The organism is Geodermatophilus sp. SYSU D01186 (genome assembly GCF_054050215.1).
The window spans coordinates 14,877-30,122 of sequence record NZ_JBJGYW010000001.1 but is presented as its reverse complement, the minus strand read 5'-3'; the positions used below and the strand labels follow the sequence as shown (position 1 = coordinate 30,122).

The 15,246-nt window shown below is 75.0% G+C and carries 14 protein-coding genes; 8 read left to right on the top strand and 6 right to left on the bottom strand.

Annotated elements, in window-relative coordinates:
- On the bottom strand, positions 1-2,031 hold the full coding sequence (locus tag ACI784_RS00120; protein ID WP_457012193.1) for an LCP family protein: 2,031 nt from the start codon (positions 2,029-2,031) through the stop codon (positions 1-3).
- 279 nt (positions 2,032-2,310) lie between these two features.
- Here ACI784_RS00120 and ACI784_RS00115 point away from each other — a divergent pair, with 279 nt between their 5' ends.
- Positions 2,311-3,390 (top strand): hypothetical protein, encoded by a 1,080-nt coding sequence (locus ACI784_RS00115; protein WP_457012192.1) that lies wholly within the window; start codon positions 2,311-2,313, stop codon positions 3,388-3,390.
- Positions 3,391-3,400: 10 nt separating this feature from the next.
- Here the strand turns inward: ACI784_RS00115 and ACI784_RS00110 are convergent, their stop codons facing one another.
- Positions 3,401-3,832: a DUF2795 domain-containing protein gene (locus ACI784_RS00110; protein WP_456922480.1), complete on the bottom strand. Its 432-nt coding sequence runs from the start codon at positions 3,830-3,832 to the stop codon at positions 3,401-3,403.
- Between the two features lie 25 nt (positions 3,833-3,857).
- Positions 3,858-4,067 carry a DUF2945 domain-containing protein gene (locus ACI784_RS00105; protein WP_456922479.1) on the bottom strand — a complete coding sequence of 70 codons (210 nt, stop codon included), beginning with the start codon at positions 4,065-4,067 and terminating at the stop codon, positions 3,858-3,860.
- Between the two features lie 280 nt (positions 4,068-4,347).
- Between ACI784_RS00105 and ACI784_RS00100 the strand changes: the two genes are divergently transcribed.
- From ACI784_RS00100 to ACI784_RS00070, 7 genes are all read left to right on the top strand, one after another.
- Positions 4,348-5,124, top strand: coding sequence for a siderophore-interacting protein (locus ACI784_RS00100; protein ID WP_456922478.1), 777 nt, complete (start codon positions 4,348-4,350; stop codon positions 5,122-5,124).
- 98 nt (positions 5,125-5,222) lie between these two features.
- On the top strand, positions 5,223-5,945 hold the full coding sequence (locus ACI784_RS00095) for a response regulator transcription factor (RefSeq protein WP_456922477.1): 723 nt from the start codon (positions 5,223-5,225) through the stop codon (positions 5,943-5,945).
- A gap of 79 nt (positions 5,946-6,024) precedes the next feature.
- Positions 6,025-7,626, top strand: coding sequence for a sensor histidine kinase (locus ACI784_RS00090; protein WP_457012191.1), 1,602 nt, complete (start codon positions 6,025-6,027; stop codon positions 7,624-7,626).
- Positions 7,627-7,655: 29 nt separating this feature from the next.
- Positions 7,656-8,369, top strand: coding sequence for a PaaI family thioesterase (locus ACI784_RS00085; protein ID WP_457012190.1), 714 nt, complete (start codon positions 7,656-7,658; stop codon positions 8,367-8,369).
- Entirely contained in the window at positions 8,366-9,100 is a 735-nt protein-coding gene (locus ACI784_RS00080) for an inositol monophosphatase family protein (RefSeq protein WP_456922474.1), read from the top strand. The genes ACI784_RS00085 and ACI784_RS00080 overlap by 4 nt, the downstream gene beginning before the upstream one ends.
- A gap of 118 nt (positions 9,101-9,218) precedes the next feature.
- A complete protein-coding gene (cysD, locus tag ACI784_RS00075; protein ID WP_457012189.1) occupies positions 9,219-10,127 on the top strand; it encodes a sulfate adenylyltransferase subunit CysD in 909 nt (302 codons plus the stop codon).
- Positions 10,127-11,470, top strand: coding sequence for a sulfate adenylyltransferase subunit 1 (locus tag ACI784_RS00070; protein ID WP_456922472.1), 1,344 nt, complete (start codon positions 10,127-10,129; stop codon positions 11,468-11,470). The genes cysD and ACI784_RS00070 overlap by 1 nt, the downstream gene beginning before the upstream one ends.
- Positions 11,471-11,582: 112 nt before the next feature.
- Here the strand turns inward: ACI784_RS00070 and ACI784_RS00065 are convergent, their stop codons facing one another.
- Genes ACI784_RS00065 through ACI784_RS00055 form a run of 3 tightly spaced genes read right to left on the bottom strand, consistent with a single transcriptional unit; the run spans position 11,583 to position 15,195 of the window.
- On the bottom strand, positions 11,583-12,413 hold the full coding sequence (locus tag ACI784_RS00065) for an FAD binding domain-containing protein (protein WP_457012188.1): 831 nt from the start codon (positions 12,411-12,413) through the stop codon (positions 11,583-11,585).
- Positions 12,410-12,913: a (2Fe-2S)-binding protein gene (locus ACI784_RS00060; protein WP_456922470.1), complete on the bottom strand. Its 504-nt coding sequence runs from the start codon at positions 12,911-12,913 to the stop codon at positions 12,410-12,412. The genes ACI784_RS00065 and ACI784_RS00060 overlap by 4 nt, the downstream gene beginning before the upstream one ends.
- Positions 12,913-15,195 carry a xanthine dehydrogenase family protein molybdopterin-binding subunit gene (locus tag ACI784_RS00055; protein WP_457012187.1) on the bottom strand — a complete coding sequence of 761 codons (2,283 nt, stop codon included), beginning with the start codon at positions 15,193-15,195 and terminating at the stop codon, positions 12,913-12,915. The genes ACI784_RS00060 and ACI784_RS00055 overlap by 1 nt, the downstream gene beginning before the upstream one ends.
- Between the last annotated feature and the right edge of the window lie 51 nt (positions 15,196-15,246).

Genomic DNA, 15,246 nt, shown 5'->3' with positions numbered 1-15,246 from the left:
TCAGCTGCAGCTGACGGGGGCCGTGCTCGAGGCGGGCTCGGTCGGCGGCGCGGGCGCGGCCTCCGGGGCCGGCGCCGCGGCGGCGGCTTCCCCCGAGGGCGCCGGAACGGGGACGACGGTCGAGTACCCCGGGCCGATCACCAGCTGGACTGCGTCGCCGATCGTGTCGCTGGCCTGCAGCACCGAGCCGGGGACGGCGGCGGCGACCGTGCGGGCCCGCTGCTCGGCGCCCGGCCCGTAGCGGACGACGGACTCGTTGACCGTCCCCGGCTCGTTGCCGACCGCGCCCACGCCGAAGCCCTGCCCGCGCAGCAGGTCGGCGACGGTGGCGGCCAGACCGCTGGTGCCGGTTCCGTTGAGGACGTCGACGGTGATCCCGCCGGGAGGGACGGTCAGCGCCTGCTCGGCCGGCGCGGGAGCGGGCTGCTCGGCCTGGGCCTCCGCCGTGGGCGGGGCCGCGGCGGCGTCGTCCGCCGCGGCCTGGGCGGTCAACTCCGGCGGCAGGCCGCCCTCGTCGATGACCGCGTCGAACAGGGACCGGGAGGCACCCGAGTCCAGCAGCACGTAGGCCTGCTCGGTGCCGGCCGGCACGTACCCGACCTGCGACACCGGCAGGCCGGTCCGCTGGACGGCGTCCCCGGTGAGGTCGCCCAGCGTGCCGGCCAGCGTGCGCAGGTCGCCGAGGTTGGTGTCCTCGTCGACGGTGAGCGCGCCGGAGGAGCGCATCAGGAACTGGGTGAGGGTCACGGGGTTGCCGAGGGCGCCCCACGACATCGCCGTCCGCAGGGTTGCGGTGAGCAGCAGCTGGGCGCGCTCGGCCACCGCCGCGCCCGTGACGTCGGAACCGGCGTCCCCCGGGGTGAGGAAGGCCGACGCCTGCTCGCCGGTCACCTGGCTGCCGCCGGCCGGGAGCGGCTGCGCGGAGGCGGCCACCGCCTCGGTCGGCTGGGGCAGGCACATGGCGACGCCGCCGAGGGCGTCGACCATGTCGGGCAGGCGGGTGAGGTCGACGCCGAGGTAGTGGTCGACCCGCAGCCCGGAGACCTGCTGCACGGCCCGGACCATGCAGGCCGGCCCGCCGTCGAGCAGCGAGGCGGCGAAGGCCTCCGTCGCGGGCTCCCGCAGCTCGCCGTCGGCTCCCACGCAGGCCGGGGTGTCGACCAGCGCGGTCGGCGGGACGCTGACCAGAGCCGCGCGCTCCTCGTCCGGCGAGACGTGGACGAGCAGCGTGGCGACCGCCGCGGGGCCTTCCGCGCCGGGCAGGCCGGTGCCGACCACGAGGTAGGTGGCCGCGCCCTCCTGCAGCCGGGGGGCCAGCACCTCCGGACCCTGAGGGGCCAGCGCCTGGACCCGCTGGATGCTCTGGTCGACGTAGAAGTACAGCCCCAGGTGGTAGGCGACGACGACGCCGACCACGACCAGCAGGCCCAGGGCGGCACGGATCAGCCGCCGGCGTCCGGGGGTGCGGGCCGCGCGTCGCGCCGCGCGCCGGGCGCGGGGCCCGGGCGGGCCGAGGCGGGTCGCACCGGAGAGGGGGACGTCGCGTCCCGGGATCGGGGGCAGCGGCGCGATCGGCCGCGACGGGCGGTGGCCGGGCTGGTCGGCCAGCGGGGGGAACAGCGGGGTGGAGGGACGCCCCGGCAGCGGCGGTACCGGGGGGAGCCCGCTGCGCGCGGACCGGGCCGCGGGCGGCTCCTCGGAGGGGGCGGGAGGCCCCGGCGGCGAGGTGGGGCGCGGCTCCGGCGGGGTCGTCCCGGCCGCGGAGGCGGCGGGGACGGGCGGGAAGCCGCGGCGGGGCGTCTCGTCGGCGGCGCGCTCGCGGGGCCGGGCCGGGGTGTCGTCGGCGCGGCGCTCCCGCGGCTCGGCACGGGCGTCGTCGCCGGGCACCGGTGGCAGGCCGCGCCGGTGGGCCGGCGCCTGCTCGCCGAGGGGCAGTGGGATCTCGCCGGTGCGGGCGGCCCGGCGGCGGCCGACCTCGCCGCCCTGACGGGCGATCAGCTGCTCGACGGTGATGGGCTCGCGGGCGGGCACGCCCGGCTCCGGGGACGACGGCTTGCGGCGGCCCCGGAACCGGCCGGGCGCGCGGCCGTCGCCCGCGTCGTCGCGCGTCCGCTTGTCCCCCACCGGCGTCGACTTCCCATCGTCGTACCCATGGCGCCGTGACCCGCGCCGCCTGCTCTCGCGCGGGCGCGGGTGACTGCGCACCGCGCGGTCGCGACCGCACCCCACGATACGGGCGGAACGGCTCGCACCCTGCCGACGCGCGGAGTCACCGAGCGTGACTCCTGGCGCAGCCGTAGCGTCGCCGAGGTGAAGCTGCCGTTCGTACCGGGGCCGTCGGACGTGATCACCGCGGTGGAGGGGCTGCGCGACGGCGTCTCCGAGGCACTGGCGCTGGTCCCCCGGGTGGCAGCGGTGGTCGGTCGGGTGGAGTCGCTGCTGGACCGTGTCGACGCCGTGGTGGGTCGCGTCGAGGGCGCCGCCGGCCGCGCCGAGGCCCTGCTCGGCGCCGTGGGACAGACGCAGCGCAAGGCCGACGAGGCCATCGACGCGGCGGGCCGGACCCAGCAGAAGGCCGACGAGGCCATCAGCGCCGTCGGGGAGACCCAGCGCAAGGCCGACGACGCCATCAGCGCCGTCGGACGAACCCAGCGCAAGGCCGACGACGCCATCAGCGCCGTCGGACAGACCCAGCGCAAGGCCGACGACGCCATCAGTGCCGTCGGACGAACCCAGCAGAAGGCCGACGACGCCATCAGCGCCGTCGGACAGACCCAGCGCAAGGCCGACGACGCCATCAGCGCCGTCGGACAGACCCAGCGCAAGGCCGACGACGCCATCAGCGCCGTCGGACGAACCCAGCAGAAGGCCGACGACGCCATCAGCGCCGTCGGGGAGACCCAGCGCAAGGCCGACGACGCCATCAGCGCCGTCGGACAGACCCAGCAGAAGGCCGATGACGCGATCGCGGCCGTCGGCGGGACGATCGCGCGGGCCGAGGGTGCGGTCGGCTCGGCGGAGGGCCTGTTGGGCCGGGTGGACCCGCTGGTCGACGTCTTCGAGGGCCCCCTGCTGGCACTGGCACCGGCGGTGCGCCGGCTGGCCGCGAGCGTCGACCCGGACGAGGTCGAGGCGGTGGTCACCTTCATCGACCGGCTGCCGCAGTTGATGACGCACCTGGACGAGGACGTGCTGCCGGTCGTGGCCTCGATGGGCAACGTCGCCGAGGACGTGCACGACCTGCTCGACACCATGCAGGACCTGCGGCACGTGGTGAAGGGCTTCCCCGGCTCGCGGTTGTTCCGGCGGCGGGGCGCGGAGGAGATCGCCGAGGACGAGGAGCGCGCCGCCGTGGACGGCGGTCAGGAGCCGGACCGCGCCGGCTCCTGACCGCCGCGGCTCAGGTCTCGGTCGGGTAGCCGAGCGCGCGGACGACGTCCCCGATGCGCTCGTAGGTCTCCCCCTCGGGCAGCCGGCGCAGCTCGTCGACGACGGCGTCGGGGGCGCGGTGGTCCAGTGCGGCCTCGACGAGGGCGGGGCCCTCGCTGGGGAAGTCGGCGCGGTCGAGCCAGCGGGCCAGCTCGGCCCGGCGGACGACGGCGTCGGCGTCCATGCCGACGGGGGTGCCGCCCACGAGCGTGCCGGTCGGGTCGGCCGTCAGGTCGGGGTCCCCCTCCGCGACCGGCTCGGCCTCGCGCCACTCCTCGGCGCGGGTCGCGCGCTCGGCCTTCAACATGCCCTGGACCTCGTGCTCGAGTTCCTCGTCGAGCCGCGGGTTGTGCTTGGTACTGCGCGCCGACACGCCGGCGAACTGGTCTCCGGTCTCGCTCACGATCGCGTCCCTCCTGGTCCGTTCGTCACTTCTCGTGCAGGGCGCCGGGCTTGTGCACCGCCGTCTTCCCGCTCTTGTCGCTCTCCACCTCGTACTGCGGTTCCTCCGGACTCGCCTTGACCTTCCGGCCGGAGGCCTCCGTCTCCTCGGTGATCTTTCGCGTGACGGTGCCCTCGGTCCGGCTGCCGTGGCTGCTCCACGTGACGTGGTCGCCCGTGCTGAACTCGTCTGCCATGTGCGGCCTCCAGGCCCTCCGACGCTGTCCCCCTGCCCCTGCCCCCGGGGCGGTGCCGACACACATCACCCGATCGGAACGCCGCATCACCCGTGCGGGCACTACCCAACGGTCTCAAGTCACGTAGCGTGGCCACAGACGGGAAGCGCTACGACGTCGCCCCTGGTGGACGGCGACGCCGCAGCTACCCACGGTCACGTGGTCCCGTCCTCGATCGCCGGCCCGGTCGACTCCATTCCCCCGGGGTCGGCCGGGTCGGCCCGTTCTAGGCTCGGTGTCCGTGACCGCTCCTGACGCCACCCGCCCGGTCGACGTCCTCACCGTGGTCTCGGTCACCGACGTCACCCCCTCGATGCGCCGGGTGCTGCTGTCGGGCACCCCGGCCGCGGTGGCGGCCGCCGGCCCGACGATCTCGCTGCTGGTGCCCCGGGTCGGCGACCCGGCGCCGCGTTGGCCAGCGGTGGCCCGCGACGGCCGGATCGTGTGGCCGCAGGGGGCGCACGGGGTGCACCTGCGCAGCTACACCGCCCGCCGGCAGGACCCCGACCGCGGCGAGGTGGAGATCGACTTCGTCCTGCACGGGGACGGCCCCGCCGCCGCGTGGGCCGCCGCGGCGGTCCCGGGCACGCCGATCGCCGTCGCCGGGGGCGGGCCGCTGGGCGAGCGGGCCGCCGGCTGGCTGCTGCTGGCCGGCGACGAGACCGCCCTGCCGGCGATCACCCGGATCCTGGCCGCGGCCGCACCGGACACGCGCGGGGTGGCGCTGTTGGAGGTGGCCGACGCCGCCGAGCAGCAGCCGCTGCCCGCGCCGGACGGCGTCACGGTTCGCTGGCTGCACCGCGACGGCACCCTGCCGGGCGAGAGCCCGCTGCTCGCCGACGCGGTCGCGGGGCTCGACCGGCCCGACGGCGACGACGTCTTCGCGTGGGTGGCCGCCGAGTCCGCCGCCGTCCGCACCATCCGAGCCGACCTGCGCGGCCGCTGGGGCCTGGGGCGGGCCCAGCACCACGCCATCGGCTACTGGCGGCGCGGCCGCGCCATGTCGCCCACCGGCTGACGTCGTACAGACTTCTCACAGCCGGTGCCCAGGAGTGCTCCAGCGCGCGGCCGCACGCTGGGACCATGACGACGGCTGCACGTTCGACGGGAGGTGCTGTGAGCGGCACCGGCAGGAGCTCGGCACCGGAGGCGCGCCTCCTCGTGGTGGACGACGAGCCCAACATCCGGGAACTGCTCTCAGCCAGCCTGCGCTACGCCGGGTTCGAGGTGGCCACGGCCGCCGACGGTCAGCAGGCCCTGGCGATGGCGGCGAACTTCCGCCCCGACCTGCTCGTCCTCGACGTGATGATGCCGGGCCTGGACGGCTTCGGCGTCGTCCGCCGGCTGCGGGAGAGCGGGCGGCACACGCCGGTCCTGTTCCTCACCGCCCGCGACGCGGCGGAGGACAAGGTCTCCGGCCTCACCCTCGGTGGCGACGACTACGTCACCAAGCCGTTCAGCCTCGACGAGGTGCTGGCCCGCATCCGGGCGGTGCTGCGGCGCAGCAACGGTCCGCAGCGCCCTGCCGAGTCGCCGCGGCTCTCCTTCGCCGACATCGAGCTCGACGAGGAGTCGCACGAGGTGGTCAAGGCCGGCCAGCTGGTCAGCCTCTCGCCGACGGAGTTCAAGTTGCTGCGCTACCTGATGGCCAACGCGGGGCGGGTGCTGTCGAAGGCGCAGATCCTGGACCACGTGTGGAACTACGACTTCAACGGCGAGGCGAACGTCGTCGAGTCCTACATCTCCTATCTGCGGCGCAAGGTCGACACCACCGAGCCGCGCCTGCTGCACACCATCCGCGGCGTCGGGTACACGCTGCGGCTCCCCCGCGGTTCGTGAGCGGACAGGGGCGCGAGCATCGCAGCGAGCGCCAGCGAGCGAGGAGCGGAACGCCCCGCGGCAGCGAACCAGTGACGACGTGAACGGCCCCTCCCCGGCTCCCCCGCGGGACCCGAGCGGTCCGCCCCCGGTCCGGGGAGGCAGCGGCCCGCGCGTCCCGCTGCGGATCACGCTGGTCGCCCTCCTGGTCGCCCTGGTGGCGGTCGGCCTGGCGGCCACCGGCTTCGCCGCCACCTCCCTGCTGCGCGGGTACCTGATCGACCAGCAGGACAGTGCCCTGCGCGCCGCGGTGCACCAGGGCGAGCGCAGCCGCCAGATCTTCGAGGCCTGTCTCGGCGGCCAGTACGGCGCGATGCCGGGCTCGGCCTACTACGGCTGCCAGGCCCCGGACTCCGACGAGGTCGTCGACCTGCAGGGCCCGCCCGACCTCGCCGACGCCCCCGTGCTGGACGGCGACCTCGACGAGTACGGGCCGGTCAGCCGGCCGTTCACCGCCTCCTCCGCCGACGGCCGGACCGACTGGCGGGTGCTGACCGGCGACCTGCCCGGCGGCTACACCCTCGTGATCGGCACCGACCTGGAGGGCGACAAGGCCGCCATCGCCCGGCTGGTGCGGATCGAGGTCGTCGTCGGGCTCATCGTGCTGGTGCTGCTCGGGGCCGCCGGGTACCTCGTCGTCCGCAACAGCCTGCGGCCGCTGACCGAGGTGGAGCGCACGGCACGGGCGATCGCCGCCGGCGACCTGTCCCAGCGGGTGCCCGAGGGCGACCAGCGCACCGAGGTCGGCCGGCTGACCACCGCCCTCAACGGCATGCTCGGCCGCATCGAGAGCGCCTTCCGCGCCCAGCAGTCCTCCGAGGAGCAGGCCCGCGCCTCCGAGAGCCGGATGCGCCGCTTCGTCGCCGACGCCAGTCACGAGCTGCGCACCCCGCTGACCTCCATCCGCGGCTTCGCCGAGCTCTACCGGCAGGGCGCGGTCCGCGACCCGGAGGAGACCGGCCGGCTCATGCAGCGGATCGAGTCCGAGGGCGCCCGCATGGGGGTCCTCGTCGAGGACCTGCTGCAGCTGGCGCGGCTGGACCAGCAGCGCCCACTGACGATCACCCCCGTCGACCTGGGCGAGCTGGCCGGTGACGCCGTCCACGACGCCCGGGCCGTCCAGCCGGACCGGCCGATCACCCTGCACCTGGACGAGTCGCTCAGCGAGCTCCCGGTGGTCCTGGGCGACGAGGCGCGGCTGCGCCAGGTCGTGGGCAACCTGGTGACCAACGCCCTGGTGCACACGCCGGCCACGACCCCGGTCACCGTCGGCATCTCCGACGAGCCGGCCGTCGGGAACGTCCCCGGCGACGCGGAGGACGGCGGGGTCGTCGTCCTGCGGGTCGCCGACGAGGGTCCGGGGATGGCCCCGGAGGACGCCGACCGCGTCTTCGAGCGCTTCTACCGCGCTGACCCGTCGCGCAACCGCGCCCAGGGCGGCACCGGGCTGGGCCTGGCGATCGTCTCCGCCCTGGTCACCGCGCACGGCGGGACGGTGCACCTGGACACCGCGCCGGGCCGCGGGGCGGTGTTCACCGTCCGTCTGCCCCGCTCGGGGCCGGCCGTCGCCAACGGGGCCGGCGCCCCGGGGGCGGACGACGTCGCCGGCGGCCCGGCCGCGGACGACGGGGCGGGGGCCTGAACCGCGAGCACGGCGGTTACGGTCCGACCGTGGACTCCGACGACGGCGCGCGCCCGTACGACCCGGACCTGATGGCCGCGGTGGGCGAGCTCGGCAGTGCCCTGCGGGAGCTGGTCGACGCCTCGGTGCGCACCACCGTCCCCGCCGCCGAGCTGCGCGCCGCCGCGGCCGAGGCCCGGGCGGCCACCGCCCGGCTGACCGCGGCCCGGCGCCCCCCGACGCAGCTGCCGGCGCTGGACGACCCGCTGGTGTTCCGCCGCGTCTACAACCCGGTGAGCGGCGTCGGCAGCGCGATCGCCCCGCCGCTGTCGATCCGGCCGACCGAGGACGGCGTCGTCGCGGAGGCGACCCTCGGCATGGCGTACGAGGGGCCACCCGGGTACGTGCACGGCGGGGTGAGCAGCCTGCTCATGGACCAGCTGCTCGGCTCGGCCGCGATCGCCGCGGGCCTGTGGGGCATGACGGTCCGCCTGGAGGTGGACTACCGGGGCCCCGTGCCGCTGTCCACGCCGCTGCTGCTGCGCGCCCGCGTCACCGAGGCGGCCGGCCGCAAGTGCGTCGTCACCGGCACCATCGCGACGGCCGAGACCCCCGACCACGTCCTCGTGGCGGCGCACGGGGTGTTCGTCATGCCGCGGGAGGAGCGGCACGCGGCCTACTTCGGGGCCATCACCGACGCCTCGGGCCGGCACGCCCCACCCGGCCGGCCCACCGACGCGACGGCCCTGGCGGACCGGTCGTGACCGACGTCGAGGTCGCCGCGGAGGCCGCCGGCGCCGCCGCCGCCGCGCTGCTGCAGCTGCGCGCCGACGGGCAGCGGACCGGCCGCGCGCTCGGGGACGCCGGCGACGCTGCGGCGCAGGCGGCGATCAGCGGTCTGCTGGCCGCCCGCCGTCCGGACGACGCCGTGTTCAGCGAGGAGGCGGTCGACGACCCGGCCCGGCTGACCGCGGACCGGGTGTGGATCGTCGACCCGCTCGACGGCACCCGCGAGTACGGCGAGGACCGGCCGGACTGGGCGGTGCACGTGGCGCTGTGGGCCGGTGGCGACCTGACCGCCGCCGCGGTGGCCCTGCCCGCGCTCGGGGAGGTGCTCGTGACCGACCCACCGGCCGTCGTCCCGGCGTCCGGTGGGGGGCGGCTGCGCATCGCGGTGAGCCGCACCCGACCGCCCGCTGCCGCCGGCGCCGCCGCGGCCGCGCTCGACGCGGAGCTCGTGCCCATGGGCTCGGCCGGCTACAAGGTCACCGCCGTCGTCCGCGGGGAGGTCGACGCCTACGTGCACGCCGGTGGGATGTACCAGTGGGACTCCGCCGCCCCGGTCGCCGTCGCGCTCGCCGCCGGGCTGACCGCCGTCCGGATCGACGGGTCGCCGCTGCGCTACAACGGGGCCGACCCGTCGCTGCCGGACCTGGTCGTCTGCCGTCCGGAGGTGGCCGGCCGGCTGCTGGACGCCGTCGCCACGGCGGGGTGAGTCCGGGGTCACTGCCGCAGCGGCGCGGGCATGGCGGAGACTGGACGGGAATCTCCCCCGGACCGGTGCGGTTGGTGCTGGTTCGAGCCCCGTCCCCTGACCCCCGGAGCACTGGCACGTGAGCACACCCGACTACCGGCTCTCCCAGCTGGAGACGCTGGAGGCCGAGTCCATCCACGTGATCCGTGAGGTGGCCGCCGAGCTGGAACGTCCCGTACTGCTCTTCTCGGGCGGCAAGGACTCGATCGTGATGCTGGAGCTGGCGCGCAAGGCGTTCGCACCGGCCCGCATCCCGTTCCCCGTCATGCACGTGGACACCGGGCTGAACTTCCCCGACGTCCTGGAGTTCCGCGACAAGCGGGTCGCCGAGCTCGGCGTCCAGCTGATCGTGGCCTCGGTGCCCGACGCGATCGCCAAGGGCCTGGTGAAGGAGGAGCCCAACGGCTCCCGCAACCGCATCCAGACCCCGGTGCTGCTCGACGCGGTCGAGGAGCACGGTTTCACCGCACTGTTCGGCGGGGCCCGCCGCGACGAGGACAAGGCGCGGGCCAAGGAGCGGGTGTTCTCCTTCCGCGACGAGTTCGGCCAGTGGGACCCGAAGAACCAGCGCCCCGAGCTGTGGGACCTCTACAACGGCCGCATCCACCTGGGCGAGTCGATCCGGGTGTTCCCGCTGTCGAACTGGACCGAGCTCGACATCTGGCAGTACATCGCCCGCGAGGACATCGCGATCCCGCCGCTGTACCTGGCCCAGGAGCGCGAGGTCGTCGAGCGGCAGGGGATGCTCTACGCCGTCAACGAGTTCATCCGCCCCCGGGACGACGAGCAGCCGTTCACCGCGACGGTCCGGTACCGCACCGTGGGCGACGCGAACCTCACCGCCGCCGTCCGGTCGGAGGCGACCACGGTCGAGGAGGTCATCGCCGAGATCGCGGTGACCCGGATGACCGAGCGGGGCGCGACCCGCGGCGACGACAAGGTCAGCGACGCCGCCATGGAGGACCGGAAGAAGGAGGGCTACTTCTGATGGCCTCGGACACCAGCAGCACCGTCCCGCTCGACGCCGACGGCGCCGTCGACCTGCACTCCGCGGTCGCCGAGCACGCCGTCGAGCTGGCCACCGCGCGCAAGGACATCCTGCGCATCGCCACCGCCGGGTCGGTGGACGACGGCAAGAGCACGCTGATCGGCCGCCTGCTGTTCGACAGCAAGGCGATCTTCGAGGACCAGTACGAGGCGGTCGCCCGCGCCAGCAAGGGCGACTTCGTCGACCTGGCGCTGCTCACCGACGGCCTGCGGGCCGAGCGCGAGCAGGGCATCACGATCGACGTCGCCTACCGCTACTTCGCCACCCCGCGCCGCACGTTCATCCTGGCCGACACCCCCGGGCACGTGCAGTACACGCGCAACATGGTCACCGGCGCCTCCACCGCCGACCTCGCGATCGTGCTGGTCGACGCCCGCAAGGGCATGGTGGAGCAGAGCCGCCGGCACGCGTTCCTCGCCTCGCTGCTGCGGGTGCCACACCTGGTGGTCGCGGTCAACAAGATGGACCTCGTCGACTGGTCGGAGGAGGTCTTCGACGGCATCGCCGACGAGTTCAGCGCGTTCGCGGCCAAGCTGAGCGTGCCCGACCTGACGGTCATCCCGATCTCCGCGCTGCACGGCGACAACGTGGTCAAGCACTCCCCCGACACCCCGTGGTACGAGGGGCCGACGCTCATCCACCACCTCGAGCACGTGCACGTGGCCAGCGACCGCAACCTCACCGACGCCCGGTTCCCCGTGCAGTACGTGATCCGCCCGCAGTCCGACGCCTTCCACGACTACCGGGGTTACGCCGGCACGGTGGCCAGCGGCGTCCTGCGCCCGGGCGACGAGGTGCAGGTGCTGCCCAGCGGCCTGACGACGACGATCGCCGGCATCGACGGCCCCCGCGGCCCGGTGGACGAGGCGTTCCCGCCGATGTCGGTCACCGTGCGGCTCGCCGACGACCTCGACGTCTCCCGCGGCGACCTGCTCTGCCGACCGGAGAACGCGCCGACCGCCACCCAGGACCTCGACGCGCTGGTCTGCTGGATGGCCGACGAGCCGCTGCGCCCGCGCCAGCGGATCGCGGTCAAGCACACGACCCGCACCGTGCGGGCGATGGTCAAGGACCTCGCCTACCGCCTGGACGTGAACACGCTGCACCGCGACCTCGAGGCGACCGAGCTGGGCCTCAACGACATCGGCCGGGTGCGGATGCGGGCCACCCAGCCGCTGTTCGTCGACGACTACACCCGCAACCGGGCGACCGGCCGGTTCATCCTGGTCGACGAGGCGACCAACGCCACCGTGGGCGCCGGGATGCTCACCCCCGCCGGCTGAACCACCGCAGGACGCACCGAGGCCCGGTTCCCCACCAGGGGACCGGGCCTCGTGCGTGTGCGCGCCCCGGCCCGGTTCCCGGTGCGGGAACCGGGCCGGGGCGCACTCCGCCTCAGGCGGCTGCCGACGCTCCCCCGGCCGCCTTCTCCAGCGCCCGACGGGTGAGCAGCCGCGCGAGGTGGCGGCGGTACTCCTGGTCGGCGTGCATGTCGGCGCCCGGGCTGGTGCCCTCGTCGGCGAGCGCCGCGGCCTCGGCGATCGACGCGCCGCGGGCCAGCGCCTCCTCGGTCGCCGTGGCCCGCACGACCGTGCCGGCCATGTTCGCCAGCGCCACCCGGCCGTCGACCGCCGCTGCGGCGACGATCGGCCAGTCGTTGGCCCGCCGGGTGAACTTCTCGTAGGCCCAGCCGGCCGAGCCGGTGCGCGGCACCCGGATCTCGACGATCAGCTCGTCGGGCGACAGCGCGGTCTCGAAGAAACCCAGCCAGAACTCGGTCAGCGGGATGCTCCGCCGGCCGTTCGGGCCCTGGACGACGGCCGTGCCCCCGAGCGCGAGCAGCGCCGTCGGCAGGTCCGAGGCGGGGTCGCTGTGCGCCACGGTGCCGCCGATGGTGCCCCGGTGCCGGACCTGCGGGTCGCCGACCTGGCTGGCGGTGTAGGGCAGGATCGGCACCTCGGCCCGGGCGACGTCGTCCTTCTCCAGCTCGTGGTGCCGCGTGCCCGCGCCGATGGCGACCTCGTCACCGTCGACGCGGACGTAGGACAGGCCGGGGATCCGGCTGATGTCGACGACCACCTCGGGCATGGCCAGCCGCAGCTTCATGATCGGCAGCAGCGAGTGCCCGCCGGCCATGACCTTCGCGTCGTCCCCGTGCTCGACGAGGGCGGCGATCGCCTCGTCCACCGAGCCGGGGCGGACGTACTCGAAGGAGCCGGGGATCATCGGGCGACCTCCTGCGACTGCGGCACCTGACCGGCCGCCGGGCCGGCCTTGGCGGCGGACTGCACCGCCCGGACGATGTTGTGGTAACCGGTGCAGCGGCAGAGGTTGCCCTCCAGCCCCTCCCGGACCTCGCGGTCGCTGGGGTCGGGGTTGTCGGCCAGGACGCCGATGGCGGCCATGACCATGCCGGGGGTGCAGAACCCGCACTGCAGCCCGTGCTCCTCGCGGAACGCCTTCTGCATCGGGTGCAGCTCGCCGTCGGGACCGGCCAGGCCCTCCAGCGTCGTCACCTGCGAGCCGTCGGCCTGGGCGGCGAGCACGGTGCACGACTTCACGGTCAGGCCGTCGACGACGACGGTGCACGCGCCGCACGAGGTGGTGTCGCAGCCGATGTTCGTGGCCTTGAGCCCGCACACCTCCCGCAGGTAGTGCGCCAGCAGCAGGCGGGGCTCCACCTCGTCGGTGCGCTGCTGACCGTTGACGGTCAGGGAGACCTTCATCAGTTCGTGCCCTCCTGCTGAGCCTGCTGGATGGCCCGCCACACCTTCATGGGGGTGGTGGGCATGTCGATGTGCCGGACGCCGAGGTGCGCGACGGCGTCGATGACGGCGTTGTGGACCGCGGGGGTGGAGCCGATGGTGCCCGCCTCGCCGATGCCCTTCGCGCCGAGGGGGTTCATCGGCGTGGGCGTGGCCATGTCGACCAGCTCGAAGCTCGGCAGCTCGGTGGCCGAGACGAACGGGTAGTCGGCCAGGGTCGAGGTCTGCGGGTTGCCGTCGGCGTCGTAGAGGACCTCCTCCAGCAGCGCCTGCGCCACACCCTGGGCGAAGCCGCCGTGGCGCTGCCCCTCGGCGAGGAGCGGGTTCACGATGATCCCGGCGTCGTCGACGGCCACCAGCCGCTGCAGCTCGGCCTTGCCCGACTCGGTGTCGACCTCCACGACCGCGACGTGCGCCCCGAAGGGGAACGTCGGGGCCGCGGCCTCGAACCGGGTCTGCACGACCAGCGGCTCCTTCTCCGCGAGCTGGGCGAAGGTGAGCCCGGAGCCCGGGGTGCCGCGGACGCTCAGCCCGGCCGAGGTGAGGTCCACCTCGAGGTCGCCCGGGTCGGCCTCCAGCTGCTCGGCGGCCCGCTGCCGGGCCAGCTCGATCAGCTCGGTGGCCGCCTGGTGCACCGCGGCGCCGCCCTGCTGGAGGCTGCGGGAGCCCATGGTGCCGCCGCCGCGCGGGATCCGGTCGGTGTCGCCGTGCAGGACGGTGATCTTCTCGACCGGGATGCCGAGCTGGTCGCTGGCCAGCATCGCCCAGGCCGTGGCGTGGCCCTGACCGTGCGGCGAGGTGCCGGTGAGCACGGTCGCCGTCCCGTCGGCGTGGACCTCGAGCTCGGCGGACTCCGCCGCGCCGAGGCCGGTGTCGGCGCCGGTGATCTCCACGTAGGTGGACAGGCCGATGCCCAGCTGCTTCACGTCGCCGGACTCGCGGCGGCGCGCCTGCTCGGCGCGCAGCTCCTGGTAGCCGGCCGCCTCGAGCGCCTTGTCCAGCGCCTCGACGTACTCGCCGGAGTCGTAGGTGGCCCCCGAGGGGGTCGTGTGCGGCTCGTGGAAGGAGGGGACGAGGTTCTTCCGGCGCACCTCGGCCGGGTCCATCCCGATCTCCGCGGCGAACATGTCGATCGCCCGCTCGACCGCGGCGGTGGCCTCGGGGCGGCCGGCCCCGCGGTAGGCGCCGATCGAGGTGGCGTTGTTGACCAGCGCCCGCGCGGAGGCGTGCACCTTCGGGAAGGCGTAGGTCGCCGCGGCCATCAGCATCGTGAGGGTCGGCAGGATGATGCCGACCCGCGGGTAGGCGCCGGCCTCCTGGTCGACGTGGATGGCGTAGGCCTCGACGGTGCCGTCGCGGCGGCCTCCGATGGTGACCACCTGGTCCTGGCCGCGGCCGTGCAGCATGCCGAGCAGGTTCTCGGAGCGGTTCTCGGTCCAGCGGACCGGCCGGCCGGCCCTGCGCGCCAGCCAGGCGACGAACGCGTACTCGGGGTCGGCGCCGATCTTCGCGCCGAACCCACCGCCGACGTCGGGGGTGATCAGATGGACGTTCGCCGGGTCCTCGCCGAGCCAGCCGGCGATCTCGCCCTTGGCCTGCTGGGCGCCCTGGTTGGTGCACCAGATGGTGACCCGGCCGTCCTCGCCCCAGGCCGCGGCGGCGGCGCGGGTCTCCAGCGGGACGGGCGCCACGCGCTGGTTCTTGACCGCCTGCCGGACGACCACCTCGCAGCCGGAGAAGAAGTCCTCCGGGGGCGGGCCGCCGAAGACGGCCGCCACGTTGGTGCCGGCCTCCTCGAACAGCAGCACCTCGTCCTTGGCGGCGTCGGCGGTGGAGACGACGGCCGGCAGCGGGTCGATGTCGACGGAGACGAGCTCCGCGGCGTCCTCGCCCTGGTAGCGGTCCTCGGTGAGGACGACGGCGATGATGTCGCCCACGAACCGGACCTTGTCGGTGGCCAGCCACGGCCGCTGCATGGCGGGCGGGACCATCGGCAGGCCGGCGGGCAGCGGGGCGAGGTCCGCGCAGTCCTCGGCCGTGTACACGGCGACGACCCCGGGCGCCTCGCGGGCGGCAGAGGCGTCGACCGAGAGCACGCGGCCGTGGGCGACCTGCGAGCGGACGAAGGTTGCGTGCAGCGCACCGGTGAGCCGGTCGTCGACCAGGTCGTCGGTGTAGGTCGCACCACGCGTGAGGAACAGCGGGTCCTCCGTGCGGACCACGCGGGTACCGAGGATGCTCATGCGCTCACTTTCCGTCGGGCGAGAGACCGCGGTCACTATCGCCGCCCGGAC

Coding starts and splice junctions, on each gene's coding strand:
- ACI784_RS00105 (WP_456922479.1), bottom strand. CDS start 4,067: ATGGCAGACGAGTTCAGCACGGGCGACCACGTCACGTGGAGCAGCCAC.
- ACI784_RS00070 (WP_456922472.1), top strand. CDS start 10,127: ATGGCCTCGGACACCAGCAGCACCGTCCCGCTCGACGCCGACGGCGCC.
- ACI784_RS00065 (WP_457012188.1), bottom strand. CDS start 12,413: ATGATCCCCGGCTCCTTCGAGTACGTCCGCCCCGGCTCGGTGGACGAG.
- ACI784_RS00060 (WP_456922470.1), bottom strand. CDS start 12,913: ATGAAGGTCTCCCTGACCGTCAACGGTCAGCAGCGCACCGACGAGGTG.
- ACI784_RS00055 (WP_457012187.1), bottom strand. CDS start 15,195: ATGAGCATCCTCGGTACCCGCGTGGTCCGCACGGAGGACCCGCTGTTC.